Raw genomic sequence first — 16965 nt, forward strand, 5'->3', positions numbered from 1 at the left:
CACGGGAGGTACATCAATGATGCGAAGCGGCACGATATTCGGCGGCGACAACGGAGTTGAACGGCCTTGCGACGGCTTGGCTCAAGCGTTGCTTGCCGGCACATTGACGAACGGGGCCGGGGAACCTACCCGGACGTTGGTGGTTTTGGGTGCGCCGTGCAGCGGCAAAACACCGTTCGCCTACCATACGTTGCTCGACGGCATCCGCGCGTTCGGGGACACGCGCGCGGTCATGACCGTATCAGGTCGAGTCGCGGCGGATGCGCTGGGCAATAAGGCGATTCGCGAACTCGGAGCTGTTTCCCAAGCCCGACCGGTGACAACCATGTCAGCGCTGGCGTTCAGGGCGATCACCGCCGTACGGTCGGCACAGGGCAAAGCGTTGCCGAGACTGCTCAACGGCGCCGAACAAGACGCGTTGTTGCGTACCGTGGTCGCTGAGCATATCCGCCACGCCCGCAGCGGCGACGAATGCCCCATATGCGCGCTGCTGCGCGAGTACTTCGCCCAAGACGCTTGGTCGGATATGATCTGCGATCCTGTGCCGCAGGAGGGCGTGCGCGCCGCCGCTTCCACGAGCGAGGTATCTGGGCGTCCGGCGTCGGAATCCACATCGCTTGCGATGTTCACCAAAGGCATCAGCGACGCGTTCATCATTCAGCTGCGCGATATCATCTCGCGCATCAACGAACTCGGGCTGCGCACGCAGGATGAACAGCCGTTGATCGGGCGTCTGCATTCGATCGCCGGTGCGACCGGCACTTCAGGCGCGGGGATGAGCCCGCAGGCACGACGGCTTGATGTGCAGTGGCGACTGGCTTTCGCACTGCGGCAGGAATATGCTGCGGCGATTGAACGCAATTATCAGGGCCAGTACCGGCTCGACCCGTCCATGCTGCTGGTCGAAGGCGCGTTGGCGGTGCCTGTGCTGGATAAGACGAGCTTTCCCGAGCTTATTGTGGTTGACGACGCGCAGGATCTGACGCTTGCCGGTCTCGCATTCCTCGAGCAGGCGGTTACGGCAGGTACGCGGTTGCTGGTGGTGGATGACCCGGATGAATCCGTGCAGGCATTCCGCGGATCGCACCCGGAATATGCCTTGAGGCGTCTGCTGGCTTCAGACGGCGCATTCCACGCTGCCGTGGGCGCGCTGGACAAGCCTGCGCAGGACGGATATCGCAACTTGGTCGTCTCGCGGGTCAGCCTTGACATCGCTTCAGATGAACAGTTCGATCTGTCGATTCCGGAGCGTCCATGGAAAACGGCGGTGATACCTGGAAGCTATCCGATCGCATCCATCAACGAGCAAGGGGTGGACGGAAACACGATTGACCGCACGCGTGACGGCAGCGTAAGTACCCGGCTCTATGCTTCACCGAACGAGGAGCTCGAAACGGTGGTCGCCGCCATCAAAGCCGATCATCTCAACCATGGGCGTGCGTGGAACGATATGGCGGTCATCGCGCATGACAACGCGACCGTGCGGGCATTCGGCGAGCGGTTGCGGCGTGACGGTGTGCCGGTGCGGTATTCGTCGGTGACCAAACCGTTGAAGGACGAGCCTTTTGTCCAAGGGCTGTTCGCGTTGATCGAACTTGCCCAAGTGCGTCTGCGCGGGGCCGATGCCGTCCATGATGCGCGATTCGTGGGGGTGCCCGACTCGGAAGCCACCGGCCCCGGACAGGACGATATCGCCAGGCTTGCCGCGTTCATTCGCTCACGTGTACGCATGGTAATGGGCTCACCGTTGATCACCGCACGGCGGGGGAGGGAACAATCTCCGGCACGTATCGAACCGGTGGAATCGGCTATGCAATCGCTGGTTTCGTTGTCCACAGTCATTCGTCAGCAGACTGATGCTCATGCCGGGGATGCTGCTGCTGACGGCCAGCATCACGATGCTGCCCTGCTCGTATTGCAACAGCGGTGGAAGAGCCTGCAATCGGCGCTGCTTCAAGCGCAGGACACCCCCGCCGGAGACCATGCGCAACAACCGGATGGCGACTTTGACGGCGAATCCGGAGTACACGTCGACCAATCCGGTGCTGACGAGGCGGCATCCCCGCTCACGCTGGATGCGATGTACCTGCTGCTCGCATGCTCGCATCCGCTGGACATGACCGGGCAGATGCATGGGGACGTCACGGATACGGATGCCGATGTCATGCTGGACATGCTTGGTGCGGTCTCCCGTCATGACGCGGATATCCGCGCATTCGCGACGATGTGGCGCAATGTCGGGGCGATTGCCTCGCATATCGCCAAGCTCGCCGACACGAGCCCGGTGTACGTGCTGGACGCAGCATGGAACGAATGCCGCGTCGCCACCACCTGGCAGACCGCGGCGCTGATCAACTCGCAGGAAGGCCGTGCCGCCAATGACCGGCTGGATACGGCAATGCGTCTGTTCGACTACGCGTCTGGTTCCGGGGCGGGGGATATCACCGCGTTCTTCCGCATCGTGCGTTCGATGCGTATTGAGGCGGATTCGCTGGCGAAAGTCGCGCCCATCGACCAGGCGATTACCCTGACCACGCCAGCCGGTTCCGGCGGACGGCATTGGCCGCTGGTGTGGATTGTCGCCGTGCAACAGGATGTGTGGCCGAATCTTGTGCCGCGCAACACGATGTTCGGGGGCGAGGATCTCGCCGACCTTGTACTGCACGGCACCATCCCGTCAATCAATCGTGGGTCTCACCGCGACGATCGGCTCACCACCGTGCTGCATAGTGAGCAGCGCAGCCTGCTGGTCGCCCTGACGCGCGCGAGCGAACGCGTGACACTGTCCGCCGTCGCATCGGATGATCTCATCCCATCCGATGTTCTCGCGCGCTATCTGCCGGAACGCTTTGACACCGATCAGCCTGCCGGTACGGCTGATGCTGAGCAATTCGCATCACCCGAAACCGGCGAGGAACATCACATCGCGCCGGATATCGCCGGTCTGTGCACGGACGTGCGAGGACTGGTCGCGGCGGCACGCATCACGCTCGCGCGCAACCGCGGTGACAGCGACCGCGAGAGACATGCCCGCGAAGACGCGTACCATGCGTTGCAACTGCTTGATGACGCCGGCGTCTCCTCCGCCGACCCGCGCAACTGGTCTTTCCTGACCACGGCACCGGTGATGCCGCAACCCGACGGTGAAGCGGCTGCTGCAACCGCAACACAACCAGCCGGCGAACCGCATGAAAACGGCACGCCCTCTCCGGCCAACGAGGTCAGATTGTCTCCATCCTCGGTGGATGGATTGTGGGCGTGCCCGGTGTGCTGGATGATGGACCACCAGTTCGCCGGTCCCCGCCCCGGTGGCGTGCAGGCGAGCATCGGCACCATCGTCCATCAGATCGCCCAGGAAGCCAGCGCAGCCGGGCTTGACCATCCCGACTACCATGCCGACATGTCGGCGGACGATCGCATCGTTGCTATCCGTGATCGGATGGTTGCCCGCTACCGTCAGCTGCGTGTCGATCCGGCGACCGTCAACAATCCCGCCGACCGGTACACGCTGCTGTACAAGGACGCGCAGGTGGCCACGATGCTCGGGAACATCGCTTCGTACTTCGTCAAATCCAACGATAACGACTACCCCCAAGGCAATAAACGCAAGCCGGAGGATAACATCATTGCCGGTGTATTGGATCGTGCGGAATGTGAGAAAGAGTTCGACGCCAGGTTCACCCTTGACGACATCGCCGCGGCATACAACCGGATCCAGTCTGTCCACGTGCCGATGACCGTGAAGGACATCAGCGCCATCATGGGCGCGATGGTCGACGGATGGCCCGAAGGCATGAGTGAGGACTTGGCTATTCGTCTGACCGGGCGCATCGACCGTGAGGAGCACCGGCACACCGACGATGGCGAGCAGATCAGGCTTCTGGACTACAAAACCGGTACAAGGCCTGCCACGAAAGGGGTGTTCAACGACTTGCAGCTGGTGTGCTACCAGCTGGGACTCGCTTTCCCGGTGCAAGGTGACAGGCTCGGGGATGCCAGCCAGCCGCTGATTGCGCAAAGTGTCCTCTTCCACGTTCATGATGCTGAGACCCCCGCTGCAAGTTACGCGCCGGAAAGCCTCTACCAGCCGCCGCTGTTCCGCGACGGGCATATGAACGCCGAACCATTCCATCCGCGCAAGGGGTACCCCCGTCCTGATCGTTTGTACGATTACGCGGACATCAGCCAGCCCGACACCGTATCCGACGAGCTGTGGGAGGATTTCAGCCGTGTGACCGCGAATACCCAGATCATGTGGGCATTGGCGATGATCGCCCGCGTGTTCTACGCGGGGGCTGCGGTGCGCTCCGAACGGATTGTCGCGCATCCGCAGAGCACGCATCTGAACTATTGCACCAATCGTGGCATCTGCCCGGCGTGCGCAGGCCAGATCGATACCGTGTTTGAAACGAGGACAGCATGAGTGGGGCGAAGATGGACACAACCATCCACTTGAGTGAAGAACAGGCGAAAGTCGCCAACGCGTCCGAAGCCGATGACGTGCTCGTCGTCGCGGGTGCGGGCAGTGGAAAAACAACGACGATGACCGAGCGGGTGAATCATCTCATCGCCTCAGGCGTACCGTCGGAGCGCATCCTCGGTTTGACATTCACGAAGAAAGCGGCCGCTGAACTGTCCAGCAGGGTTTCCAGCGGTGCGGCAAACGGCACCAGTATGCTGCTCAAACCCACCGTCATGACCTATGACGCGTTCTTCCAGTCGATTGTCAGACAATATGGCCTGCTCATCGGCTTCGACCAGGACACGCAACCGCTCAGCGATGCCGGGGCATTCCAATTGGCTTCCAACGTGGTTGACGCGCATCTCGACCAACTGTTCGCCGCCGTCGGACAAACCGACGGTGACAACGGCTCCGAATCGGCCGAGGATTCTGCCGACAACGACACTCCCGACGGCACGCAACAAGGAGCGTTCACCACGCTGGTGGGCCGTCTGCTCAACCTGTCGCATGCGATCAGCGGCGCCATGATCGGCGGGGACTGCGATTCGTTTGCCGAGGCGGTGCGTCGCGTCCGGCATTGGGATGACGCGTTCATCGACCGACTGCAGCACATCATCGGCGCCGATACCGCAGAACGCGGAGTGCAGATTCCCGCGGGCGATCCACTGGCGAAAAGCGTTCCGAAACCGCCCAAACAGCTGAAAAAGGACAGTGACGAAACCTACGGCAACAAAGTCAGGGAATACCAGGAGAAATTACGCAACCTGCGTGCCGACTCCGCACTCTTCCACTGCGCACAACTGCGGGATGTGACCAGGCAGCGCAACGTCCTGCTGGACCTGGCCGAAGCCTACGAGCAGGCCAAACGCGAGTCGGGCATGGCGGAATTCAGCGATTTCACCATCGCCGCCTACCAACTGGTCAGACGATTCCCCTCCATCGGACAGCAATACCGCAACCGGTACACGCACGTGCTGCTCGACGAATATCAGGACACATCCACCACACAAGCGGAACTCATCGCCGCCCTCTTCCACCCCGAAGCGCATGCCACGGCACCCGGCGCCACCGCCGACCGGTCCGCGGTGACCGCCGTCGGCGACCCCTACCAGTCGATTTACGCGTGGCGCGGAGCCAGCCCGGGCGCCCTGCGCATCTTCCAACGCGCCTTCGGCCTGGAACAGCCCGGATACCAACCCTTCCCGATGACCATCAGCCGCAGGAACCCGCGCGCTGTGCTCCGCATGGCCAACAACCTCACCATGCGGCTGCGCCGTCCTCATCGCAGGCCAAGCAGTTCACGTATGGCCGAAGTCGATGTCCTTCCCCTGAACCCCGCCCCCGATCGGGATGAACTCGGCACCATCGGCATCCAAGAATACGAGACCCTCGGTCAGGAAATTGATGGGGTCGTGCGATTCGCAAAACTCGCCATCGCGCGTCACGCCAGCGCCGACCCTGCAACTGAAGCCAGCAGACGACCGCATGTCGCCATCCTGTTCCGCAGCAAACAGCGGATGGACAAGTACGCCCAAGCCTTGCGCCGCGCGGGACTGAGCGTGCAAATGGTCGGGTACTCCGCGCTGTTGGAGCGCGCGGATGTGCGCGACATCCTCGCGTTGCTGCACGTGGTGAGCGACCCGACCGACTCGCAATCCTTGATGCGTCTGCTGGCAACCCCACGATTCCATATGGAAGCGAGCGATCTGACCGCATTATCCGCGCTCGCCAACCGGCGTGATACCGATCGGCGGTATCAGGCACTCGTTCAAGCGGGATATGCGACCGGTGAGGAACGCGCGCGTGATCGGGCGGCCATGGTGCGTGAGTATCGTGAACAGCTGCCGCATCTGGTGTACCTGTCCGACGTGGTCGATCAAGCGCAAACAGCAGACGATCTGGCGGGCAGCGGGATGAGCGATACGGCGGTGGACGCCGTATTGCACGCCGGGCGTATCCTGCGTGAAGTGCGCAAGGCGATGGATTTGCCGCTCGACCATGTGGTTCGTGCAGCGGCACGCGCACTCGACTTGGACATCGACACGGTGCTCGCCCAAGCGTTCGCATTCCCGGACGTTCCGGTCAATCCGTCCCTCGCCCACGCCCCGGTCGAATCCATCATCGAACTGGTGGGTACCTACACCCAGGAAATCACCCAAGGCAAACAGGTCACCTTGCGCGGATTCATCACGTGGGTCGATTCGCTGAAGAAGGTGGACGACCCGACCGCGGCAATCGCCACAGAACCGGTTGACGTCATCCTCATGACGATCCATCAGGCCAAAGGCTTGCAGTGGGACGCCGTCGCCGTCGTCGATGTCAACGAGACGACCTTCCCAAGCAATCAAGGCGACTATCTCAGCGTCAAATGCGCAAATGACAGCCAGGACACGTCCGACGGCCCATCGGATACGTCCCCATGGCAGCCACCGGAATACACGGAGCAAGCCAATACGTGGTTGACCAGCGCCGACATGGTGCCTGCCCCCGTGCGCGCCGACGCCGACATTCTGCCACGATTCCCGCACGACGCGACGGTGGGCGGCGACCCGGTCGAAGCGCTCGACGCTTTCGACGACACGCTTACTGTTGCCGATGAAGTGTTCGGCACCGGGCGCGATCTGCCGTTGGACGACATGGACACCATCGACAAGAACAAGCTGTTCCTCACCCAGCGTGAGGAGTATGGTCGTCGTCTGCACGAGGACGAGCGGCGTTTGGCGTATGTCGCCGTCACGCGAGCCAAGCACGACGTGCTGGTCACGGCGGCGAAATACAGCACGACGGACATGATCGCCTCAAGCGGCAAAGTGACCCCGGGCTCGGTGTTCTGGCAGGAAATGTACGATTCCATGAGCCATGATGCGCGCACGGGGGCGCTGGGGGCCGTGCTCGATGTCGTGGCGCTGCCATCGTGGGCGGACGGCCAAGAACTTGAAGCGGACCCGGACACGGACGCCGACGACGGGCAGCCGCATACGCTCGAATCGGTGGGAGAGAATCTGCCCAAGGGCTTCTTCATCGGTGATGATGCGCGCATATTCGAAGACACCGTGGTCGGTCAGGCGTGGCGAACGCCGCAAGAACTGACCCATGCTGATGGACATCTGCCGTGGCCGGGCATGTTGAGCGAGCAGACCCGGCGCAATCTTGACCAGTCTGCACAGCATGCGCTTGACTGGATCTGCGCTGAACGCGGCAAGTCCATGAAGCCGCAAGAACTCGAGGATACCGGTGTGTTGACGCGCAGCACGCGCGCTTTGCTCGACGATATCGACTTGCAACCTCAGGAATACCAGCTGAAGATCGATCAGCGCGACCTGGACAAGCAGGTCGAACAGACCGCGCAACGGCTGATGGCCAACACTCGTCGTTCGGTCACCTCGCTGCAAGCCCAAAGCGGGGAAACCGACCGTCGCAAACTGCAAGAATTCTGGCGCGGCATGATCCGCCCGATTCCGCATGTCGCCTCGCCGACCGCCGAAGCGGGAACGGTGTTCCACGCGTGGGCTGAACGCTTTATCAACGCGTTCAATGATGACGCCATCACAGATGACGTGACAGACATGCCCGCATCTGGCGCGATGGTTTCGCGTGAAGCCATGATTCAGGAGTTGCAGGACAGAGAGCGGCAATACGCTGATGCCAGCCAACCGGTCACCGCTGTCGACAAGCGGCTCGCTGTTTGGGAACGCCGGTTGGTCGCCTCCCGGTGGGCGGAACGTCGACCGCAAGCCGCTGAACGTCAGATCGTCGTTGCTGTGCCGCAGCTGGATCACATCATCGTCCATGGCAAGCTCGACGCGGTTTTCTATGGTGGTCTCGATCCGCACGATGACACGAAGCGGTTCACCATCGTCGACTGGAAAACCGGCAGGAAACCAAGCAAGCAGAGTGATATCGACGAGAAACTCGCCCAACTGGACATGTACCGGCTGCTGCTTTCGCGGGTTGAGAACGTTCCGTTGGACTCCATCGATGCCACCTTGTACTATCTGAGTGAGGCTACAGAGGCTGACCGCGAGTTGCATGCGCGCGGAAAAACAGAACAGGATATCCTTGCCGAGCTGAGCTCCGGAATCCCCGAGGAATCTGACAACGACTGACCTGCGCGAGGGCGCGGGTGGCGGTTCAGGACTGGAAAACGCGTCCGTGAACGGTCATGTCAGCGGGACCGCGACCCTCGAGCAGCATGTGTGGGCGGGCACACGTGCCGGATGTTGATTCGAAACGAAAGTGAGGAGACATCATGGGCGCGACCCGCGACCATATCAACCATGCCAAGGCATCGAACCGGAATCATACCGGAGATGCACGCATCGACCACCGCAACCACACGCCATATCAGCGTTCGCCGCAGGTCATCATCCCGCAGCCGACGACGCGAAGCCAAACCGAGCCTGCCGCACTCGTGAAGCCTGCCGCGCTCGTGAAGCCGGACGCGATTGCCGCGCCAAGCAGCAGCGTCACCTATCGGCCGCTTGCGGCGAACGACCTTCCGGCAGTCATCGACGAATACGACCAGACGTGGGGATTCAAGCCGCTGTCGCAGCGTCGGCCATTGTCGCAGATGGTGTCAAAACGATTCGTCATGCATTATCTCGAAGGCACAACGAGAGCGGAAGTCGCCGAACTCGACGGACAAGTCCTCGGTCTGACCTTCGCCCAAGTCGACGGTGAACAACCGCTCTATCCGCACGCACAGGAGACGCTCGCCGGCATCGATGACCGGTTGCGCGCTGACGACACCGGTTCGATCGCCTTGCGTGAAACCTTGTACTGGCATCGCGCCGAGAACCGTCTCGAGCGCATCAGCCAGATCGGCAAAGTCACCCAAGCGGAATTGCGGTTGTTCCTCGTGTCGCCCAAAGCCCGAGGACACGGCGTGGGCGGAGGCTTGTGGCGTCGTCTGATGGCGTATTTCCAGGACCGTGGCGTCAAACGCTACTTCCTGCATACGGATAACAGCTGCGATGTCGGCTTCTACGACCATCAAGGCCTGGTATGCAATGCGAAACGCATCGCCGCGGATCATCCGGAGGATCATGTCGAGAAGATGTACGGGCGGATGAACGACTTGTACATTTATTCGGGCGAGCCGTCCCGTACCGTACGGCACCGTCGGCGTGCAGGAGCGTCTGTCGCGCAACAGCAATCGAAACGGGGTGAGTAAGTGGCCACGACGCCGTCAAGCGCCGCAGCTGTCGCCGAGCGGGCGGGATCGCCGTACGCCCGGCTGTTCCGCCTGCCCGGTGCGAAGGCCTTCTGCATCTCCGGAGCGGTGGCGCGTCTGCCGATTTCGATGATGAGTCTGGGCATTGTGCTCGCGCTGAATCACCTGTATGACAACTGGACGATCGCCGGAACCATGAGCGCGGTCTATATCCTCGCTGTTTCGGCGGTCACCCCGTTCTACGCGCGCCTGTTCGACCGGCTTGGCCAGCGGCGTGTCGGATTCCCCGTGCTCGCCCTGCAAGTGACCAGCATGCTGGTCTTCGCGTTCGCCGCCATGGCACGCGTCCCGATCGCCGTACTCTTCGTTCTCGCTGTGCTCATGGGCCTGTGCCAATTCTCCATCGGCGCGCTCGTGCGCACGCGCTGGGCATACGCGCTTCGCGGCAACCCGGACGCTTCGCTGCTGAACACCGCATACGCGCTGGAAGCCGCAGTCGACGAAATCGTGTTCATCCTAGGGCCGATTCTCGCGGCCTTCCTTGCGACATCGGTCAGCCCGGTTTCCCAACTGTTCGTGCCGACACTCGCCGCCGGCATCGGGGGAGCGGTGTTCTTCTCGCTGCGCAACACCGCGCCGCCGGTCATCGAAGTGGTGGATGTCACGCCGGCACCCGCCGATGACGCCGATGTGCTGCGCGCCACCAGCCGTGGGACGCAAACCGGTGAGGACGAGGGCACGGCTATTGCATTGGACAGTGGCGGCCTGCGAACCACGCGTCACGGCAATCGCAGCGTGCTCACCTACCCGGGCATCGGGCCGTTGCTGGCGGTGTTCATCGTGTTCAACATCAGCTTCAACGCGTTCGACGTGTCGATGACAGCCGACTACAAGGCGCTCGGCATCGAAAAATTCCTCGGGCTGCAGCTTGCCATGTTCGCGCTCGGCTCGTGCATCGGCGCGATCATCTTCGGCACGCGCAAACTCAAGGGATCGAACTGGTCGCATATGGTGGGGTTCCTCTGCCTGCTGACCTGCGGGTACGTGCTGTTCCGGCTGAGCATGGACCATCTGATACTGCTTGGCGTCCTCGAAATCCTCGCCGGTCTGTGCGTGTCGCCGCTGTTCGCGACCGGCAACCTCATCGTCAAGGACATCGTGCCGGAAAGCTCGCTGACCGAAGGTCTGTCGTGGGTGACGACCGCCGGAACCGTCGGCACGTCGCTCGGATCGACCATCGCAGGCGTGGTCGTTGACCATGCAGGGCCTCACGCCGGGCTCATGATCCCGTGGATCGCCACGGCGTGCGCCGTTCCGATTGCGCTGCTCGGGTGGAGGCTGTCCCGTCGCAACCGTCAAGACGGCAGGAACGGGCAAGGTTGAAGGTCAAGACAGTCGCTGGGCAGTCGCAGGACGGTCGCAACGGTCGAAGCGTCTCTTTACCTTTTTAAGGTGTAGGCATCCGTAAGGGACATAATCACATCCTCGGCGGTCTCGTAGATTTCTGTGGTGTCGGGACCGCCAGGATGGAGCAAGGAGCGAACATGATCAAGGTTTCCATCGTCGGCGCCAAAGGGCGCATGGGTTCCCACGTGGTCGAAGCGGTGAAGGCGGCACAAGACACGAGCCTCGCGCTTACGCTTGACGCCGGTGACGATTTGACGCGCATCACCCCGGAGAACACCGATGTCGTCGTTGAATTCACCGTGCCGTCTGTGTCGTTGGACAACGTGCTCGCGTTGGTCGCCCAAGGCGTCAACGTGGTTGTCGGTACAACCGGTTGGACCGACGAGAAGCTCGATCAGGTTCGTGATGCGCTCGCCAAAGCACCGCGCGAGAACCAGAGTGTGTTCATCGCCCCGAATTTCGCGATTTCTGCGGTGTTGGCGGACTATTTCGCGAAAGTCGCTGCCCCGTATTTTGAATCCGCTGAAGTGATTGAGCTGCATCATCCGAACAAGGTGGACGCGCCTTCCGGCACGGCAATCCACACTGCGCGCGCCATCGCCGAAGCTCGGCAGGACGCTGGTCTCGGCGCTGTTCCGGACAATACGCAGACCGATGGCGGTTCGCGTGGCCAAGTGGTGGACGGCATTCATGTGCATGCTGTGCGTCTGCGCGGGCTTAACGCTCACGAAGAGGTGCTGTTCGGCAATGCCGGTGAGCAGCTGACCATCCGCGCCGACAGTTTCGACCGTATCTCCTTCATGCCCGGCGTTCTGCTCGCCGTGCGCAAGATCGCATCCGGCACCTATCCGGGGCTGACGGTCGGTCTCGACCACTTCCTCAACCTCTAACCTCCCGCTCCATCTCAAACTGGTTACGCTGGGAGGCTCGCAGGCGTAGCCAGTTTGTGCAGTTTCCCAAACTGGTTGCGCTGGGTGGGGTGTAGGCGTGGCCAGTTTGTGTGTTGTCTCAAACTGGTTGCGCTGAGCGGGGTGTAGAGGTAGCCAGTTTGTGCGGTTCCTCAAACTGGTTACGCAGGGAGGCTCGTTGGCGTAGCTGGTTTGTATCGGAAATGTTCTGTCGGCGTTCTGGTAGTTTGGTCGCATAGAAAGCCGGTGTGCAACGGTTATCCACATCATCTGTTGCCCACGTCATCTTTTATCCACATTCATTCTGTCTGCTTTCTACGTTCCTTTCGTTCCGAATATGCTCGGGGCATGAGGAACCATTATCGTGTCATCCAGCTGATGAATGAGGCGCTGGAACAACGTCGTTGTGCGTTTTCGACCATCAGGTCCGAGAATGCGGCTCTTCGTCGTCGTGCTCTTGGCGATGACGCAGAATTGTTGCGCCCTGCACGAGGTCTATATATTCCCGTGTCATATTGGAATGGCCTGACTCCTGAAGAAAGAACCATGCATATCGCGCGGGGGTTCGCAGCGTGGCATCCCAATTGGATTTTCGGTGGCAATGTCGCGGCGGCTGTCCATGGACTGGACGGTTCGTGGAAGATACATGATGGCACTGTGACGATAGTCAGTTCGTTCCAGCAGAGTTACAGTCCGATGGCCAAGGTCAGAAGGACATATATACCTGAAGGAATGATGAAGACACAGGCCGTGGATGGCGTCACTGTGCTTGATAAAATTTCGACAGTTCTGAACTGCGCATCCCAATATGAATTTCCGGTAGCGCTTGCCGTCGCCGATTCGGCGTTGCGACAGGGGCTGGCGTGTGAGAATGTTCTTGAGGCTTGCCGTCGTTGGGATACGATGTATGAGAATGTCGTACCGGTTGTGCGCCATGCCAATGCTGCCAGCGAAAATGGAGGCGAGTCGTATTGTCGGGCGGTGATGATCGAAGAGGGCTTCGTCGTACCTGAGCTGCAGGCTGGATTCGTCGATGCGCTCACTGGTGCCCGATACCGTGTCGATTATCTGTGGCGGCTTTCTGATGGGCAGATCGTCGTCGGGGAGTTTGACGGTACTGAAAAATACGTGAATCCGGTGATGACGGAACACCGAAGTATCCGAGAAGTGGTGCAGCAGGAGAGGATGCGTGAGGCTGCTTTACAAAGGTGCGGTGTCACACATATTGTCCGGTTTTCATATGATGAGGTCGTCGAGCGCGATGCGTTGGTCAAGAAGCTGAAAGAAGCAGGTATTCCGCGCTATTCTGCTCGATGACATTAATTTACTGTTGTAGTTGTCGCACGAGCAGAGCCACGCTGGTGTCGCACGTGCGTATTCTCCCAAACTGGTGACGTTAAGCGGCTTGTAAGCGTAGCTGGTTTGTGTGGTTTCCCAAACTGGTGACGTTGAGAGGCTTGCAGGCGTAGCCAGTTTGTGTGTTGTCTCAAACTGGTTATGCTGGTGGGTCTGTTTGCGTAGATGGTTTGTGTAGTTTCCCAAACTGGTTACACTGGGAGACTTGTAGGCGTGGCTGGTTTGTGTGGTTTCGCAAACTGGTTACGCTGGTGAGTCTGTTTGCGTAGCCAGTTTGTGTGGCTTCACAAACTAGGCACGCAGGAACCTTCCGCAAGGGCTTGGATGCGACGGGGTCTGCGTCCCGCCCCAGAGGTACGGTTACCAAGTATGAGTGATACCACCATGCATCTTCTTGATCCGGCCCCGTTCGGGCGTATTCTGCCCGCAATGGTGACGCCGATGAAAACAGACGGTTCCATCGATTATGAAGCAGCCCAGAAGCTTGCCAAGCAGCTGGTCGCGGATGGCGCCGATGGTCTGGTGGTCAACGGCACAACCGGCGAATCGCCGGTCACCCACATGGAGGAGAAAGTCGAGCTCGTCACCGCGGTCAAGGAAGCGGTCGACGTCCCGATTATCTCCGGTGCCGGCTCGAACGACACCGCGCACACCGTACGCATGGTTGAGCAGACGCAAGAGGCGGGCTGCGACGCTGTGCTCGTGGTGGCGCCGTACTATTCCCGCCCTTCGCAAGAGGGCATCTTCCGTCACTATCAGGCGGTCAACGAATCGGCGGACAAGCCGATCATCATCTATGATGTCCCGGGTCGTACCGGCGTACACATCCAGCTGGAAACGTACCGCCGTATGGCCGAGCTCGATCATGTCAAAGCAGTCAAGGACGCCACGGGCGACATCGCAGGTGCGGTGCGCAAGCGTTTGGAAACCGGCTTGACTTGGTATTCCGGCGATGATGGTTTGTTCCTGCCGTTCCTGTCCGTCGGCGCTGTCGGCATCATTTCGGTGATCGCCCACGCCGCCGCCGGTCCGATGCGTGATCTGGCCAATGCGTTCGATCAAGGTGATATTCACACGGCGCAGAAGATCGCCGTCCAGCTTTCCCCGCTGGTCGAATCGCTCAACGGCACCGGATTCCAGGCGGTTATGGCCAAAGCTGCGCTCAAGGTTCGCGGCGTGCTTGATTGCACGACGATGCGTCTGCCGAATGTCGGCCCGGGCGAACCTGAGTTCGAACGCGCGCGCGAAGGCATGCGCGCCGCCGGCCTCCTGTGACGGGCACTACCTCGCCTGTGCATAGGCATGGGCACTAAGTAACAGAAACCCAACGAGGAAATGGCAAAAGAACAAGAACAGAACAAGAGCAATTCCCGCAGGCGCGGCCAGCATAATACCAGCCGTCGCGCCCGCACGTCGTCGGCTCGCAACACCGGCCGCACGACCACGCGCCGTGGATCGCGTCCCCAGGAGTTCGCCACGGCCCCCCAGCAGGATGACGTGCTGATCGCTCCGCCGAAGTACCGCAAGGGCTCGATGCGTATCGTGCCGCTTGGAGGTCTCGGCGAAATCGGCCGCAACATGAATGTGGTCGAATATAACGGCCATCTGCTGCTCATTGATTGCGGCGTGCTGTTCCCTGAAGAGGAGCAGCCGGGTGTTGACCTGATTCTCCCTGACTTCCACTACATCAAGGATCGTCTCGACAAGGTCGAAGCGTTGGTGCTCACCCATGGTCACGAAGACCATATCGGCGGCGTGCCGTACCTGCTCAAGCTGCGTCCGGATATTCCGCTGATCGGATCCAAGCTGACGCTGGCTTTTGTGGAAGCCAAGTGCAAGGAACATCGCATCAACCCGACGATGATTGAGGTCAAGGGCCGTGACAAGATCAAGGCTGGCCCGTTCAACCTTGAGTTCGTGACGGTGACCCATTCGATTCCTGACGCGCTCGCCGTGTGCGTGCGCACGCCTGCCGGCTCGCTGATTGACACGGGCGACATTAAGCTTGACCAGCTGCCGCTTGACCATAAGATCACTGATTTGGTCGAATTCGGCAAGCTCGGCGAGCGGGGCATCGATCTGCTGATGATGGATTCCACGAATGCGGAAGTCCCCGGATTCGTGCGCCCGGAGACCACGATCGGCCCGGTGCTTGATCGTGTGTTCGCTGAGGCGACCCGCAAGATCATCGTTGCCAGCTTCTCCAGCCATGTGCATCGTGTGCAGCAGGTTGTTGACGCCGCCCACAAGTATGGCCGCAAGGTTGTGTTCGTCGGCCGTTCGATGGTGCGCAACATGTCGATCGCAGCCGATTTGGGGTATTTGCATATTCCTGAAGGTACGGTTGTCGATCTCAAGAAGGCCAAGGACATCCAGGACGACAAGATCGTCTACATGTGCACGGGTTCCCAGGGCGAGCCGATGGCGGCGCTCGGACGCATCGCCGACGGCAATCACCGTGATATCACCGTCAACGAGTTCGATACGGTCATTCTTGCCAGCTCCCTGATTCCGGGCAACGAGAACGGCGTGTACCGCGTGATCAACAAGCTTGTCCAGCTGGGCGCCCGCGTTGTGAACAAGGATAACGCGGCGGTTCACGTGTCCGGCCATGCGAACGAAGGCGAGTTGTTGTACCTGTACAACATCATCAAGCCGAAGTGCGCGATGCCGATTCACGGTGAGAACCGGCATCTGGTCGCCAATGGTTTGATCGCGGTTAAGACGGGTGTGGCGCCTGATAATGTCGTGCTCGCTGAAGACGGCGATGTCGTTGATTTGTACCATGGCAAGGCGGCGGTTGTCGGTTCCGTGCCGTGCGGCTATGTGTATGTCGACGGTGATTCGGTCGGTGAACTGACCGATGAGGATCTTGAGAAGCGTCGTATCCTCGGCACCGAGGGCTTCGTTTCCAGCTTCGTGGTGGTCAATACCGATACGGCGGATGTGCTGTCCGGCCCGAAGATTTATCTCAACGCCGTGGCGGAGGATGAAAGCGAATTCGAGAAGGTCCGTCACCAGATTGTCGAGCAGTTGCAGGACGCGATGATGCAGGGCACTCGTGACACGTATAAGCTCCAGCAGATTATGCGTCGCACGTTGGGCAGCTGGGTCGCCCGTCAGCTGCACCGCAAGCCGGTTATTGTGCCGGTGGTCGCCGATATCGCCCAGCGCGATGACAGCGATCCGCTGCGCTGAGCCGTCCATCTTCTGAACCGTCAGGTGTTCAGGCGCCGCACCCGTGTAATCCGCGGGTGCGGCGCCTTCGTATATGGGGTGTGCGGCACGATGGCCCGGTGCGGCGCGGTGTAGCGCGGTGCGACGCTGTGCTGTGCGGCGCTGTGTGGTGCGGCGCTGTGTGGTGCGGATATGCAGTGGGCTGGGGGAGCGAGCTTGGCGCGATCATAACGTTTGGCGGCGATTATCATTGGATGTCCGCCTTTCCGCGACTTTGTATTTCCGGGCAGTGTGCTTTGCACACGTGCGCCTGATCGTCCGCGCGTCTCAGCATCCTTGCGTCTCCGCGTCGTTACATCCTTGTCTGTTGTCCGCGCGTCTCAACGTCCTCGTGCCATGACTTCCCATGACTTCTCATGACATCCGCGTCCGTTCTCTTCCGCCCCTTGTGCCAGCCGGTCGGCCCATCATGCCCGCAGGTC

8 protein-coding genes are annotated in these 16965 nt (G+C 60.7%); all 8 read left to right on the forward strand.

Annotated elements, in window-relative coordinates:
* Nucleotides 1-16 precede the first annotated feature (16 nt).
* The 8 genes from DSM100238_RS07190 (at nucleotide 17) to DSM100238_RS07225 (ending at nucleotide 16504) form a co-directional block, all read left to right on the forward strand.
* Nucleotides 17-4423 (forward strand): PD-(D/E)XK nuclease family protein, encoded by a 4407-nt coding sequence (locus tag DSM100238_RS07190; RefSeq protein ID WP_240812397.1) that lies wholly within the window; start codon nucleotides 17-19, stop codon nucleotides 4421-4423.
* Nucleotides 4420-8568, forward strand: a complete 4149-nt coding sequence (locus DSM100238_RS07195) for an ATP-dependent DNA helicase (RefSeq protein ID WP_240812398.1) — start codon at nucleotides 4420-4422, stop codon at nucleotides 8566-8568. Before DSM100238_RS07190 ends, DSM100238_RS07195 begins: the two co-directional genes overlap by 4 nt.
* Nucleotides 8569-8711: 143 nt before the next feature.
* Nucleotides 8712-9635 (forward strand): GNAT family N-acetyltransferase, encoded by a 924-nt coding sequence (locus tag DSM100238_RS07200; protein WP_152355995.1) that lies wholly within the window; start codon nucleotides 8712-8714, stop codon nucleotides 9633-9635.
* Nucleotides 9636-11018, forward strand: a complete 1383-nt coding sequence (locus DSM100238_RS07205) for an MFS transporter (protein WP_152355996.1) — start codon at nucleotides 9636-9638, stop codon at nucleotides 11016-11018.
* Between the two features lie 161 nt (nucleotides 11019-11179).
* Nucleotides 11180-11932: a 4-hydroxy-tetrahydrodipicolinate reductase gene (gene dapB / locus DSM100238_RS07210; RefSeq protein WP_152355997.1), complete on the forward strand. Its 753-nt coding sequence runs from the start codon at nucleotides 11180-11182 to the stop codon at nucleotides 11930-11932.
* Nucleotides 11933-12298: 366 nt separating this feature from the next.
* Nucleotides 12299-13267 carry a hypothetical protein gene (locus DSM100238_RS07215; protein WP_152355998.1) on the forward strand — a complete coding sequence of 323 codons (969 nt, stop codon included), beginning with the start codon at nucleotides 12299-12301 and terminating at the stop codon, nucleotides 13265-13267.
* 408 nt (nucleotides 13268-13675) lie between these two features.
* Nucleotides 13676-14581, forward strand: coding sequence for a 4-hydroxy-tetrahydrodipicolinate synthase (dapA, locus tag DSM100238_RS07220; protein ID WP_152355999.1), 906 nt, complete (start codon nucleotides 13676-13678; stop codon nucleotides 14579-14581).
* Between the two features lie 60 nt (nucleotides 14582-14641).
* Nucleotides 14642-16504: a ribonuclease J gene (locus DSM100238_RS07225; protein WP_152356000.1), complete on the forward strand. Its 1863-nt coding sequence runs from the start codon at nucleotides 14642-14644 to the stop codon at nucleotides 16502-16504.
* Nucleotides 16505-16965 lie beyond the last annotated feature (461 nt).

The sequence above is a fragment of the Bifidobacterium apri genome (assembly GCF_009299485.1).
Lineage (GTDB): Bacteria > Actinomycetota > Actinomycetes > Actinomycetales > Bifidobacteriaceae > Bifidobacterium > Bifidobacterium apri.

Excerpts from the sequence above, each read along its gene's own strand:
- DSM100238_RS07215 (WP_152355998.1), top strand. The coding sequence starts at position 12,299 with ATGAGGAACCATTATCGTGTCATCCAGCTGATGAATGAGGCGCTGGAA.
- DSM100238_RS07190 (WP_240812397.1), top strand. The coding sequence starts at position 17 with ATGATGCGAAGCGGCACGATATTCGGCGGCGACAACGGAGTTGAACGG.
- DSM100238_RS07200 (WP_152355995.1), top strand. The coding sequence starts at position 8,712 with ATGGGCGCGACCCGCGACCATATCAACCATGCCAAGGCATCGAACCGG.
- dapB (WP_152355997.1), top strand. The coding sequence starts at position 11,180 with ATGATCAAGGTTTCCATCGTCGGCGCCAAAGGGCGCATGGGTTCCCAC.
- DSM100238_RS07195 (WP_240812398.1), top strand. The coding sequence starts at position 4,420 with ATGAGTGGGGCGAAGATGGACACAACCATCCACTTGAGTGAAGAACAG.
- dapA (WP_152355999.1), top strand. The coding sequence starts at position 13,676 with ATGAGTGATACCACCATGCATCTTCTTGATCCGGCCCCGTTCGGGCGT.
- DSM100238_RS07225 (WP_152356000.1), top strand. The coding sequence starts at position 14,642 with ATGGCAAAAGAACAAGAACAGAACAAGAGCAATTCCCGCAGGCGCGGC.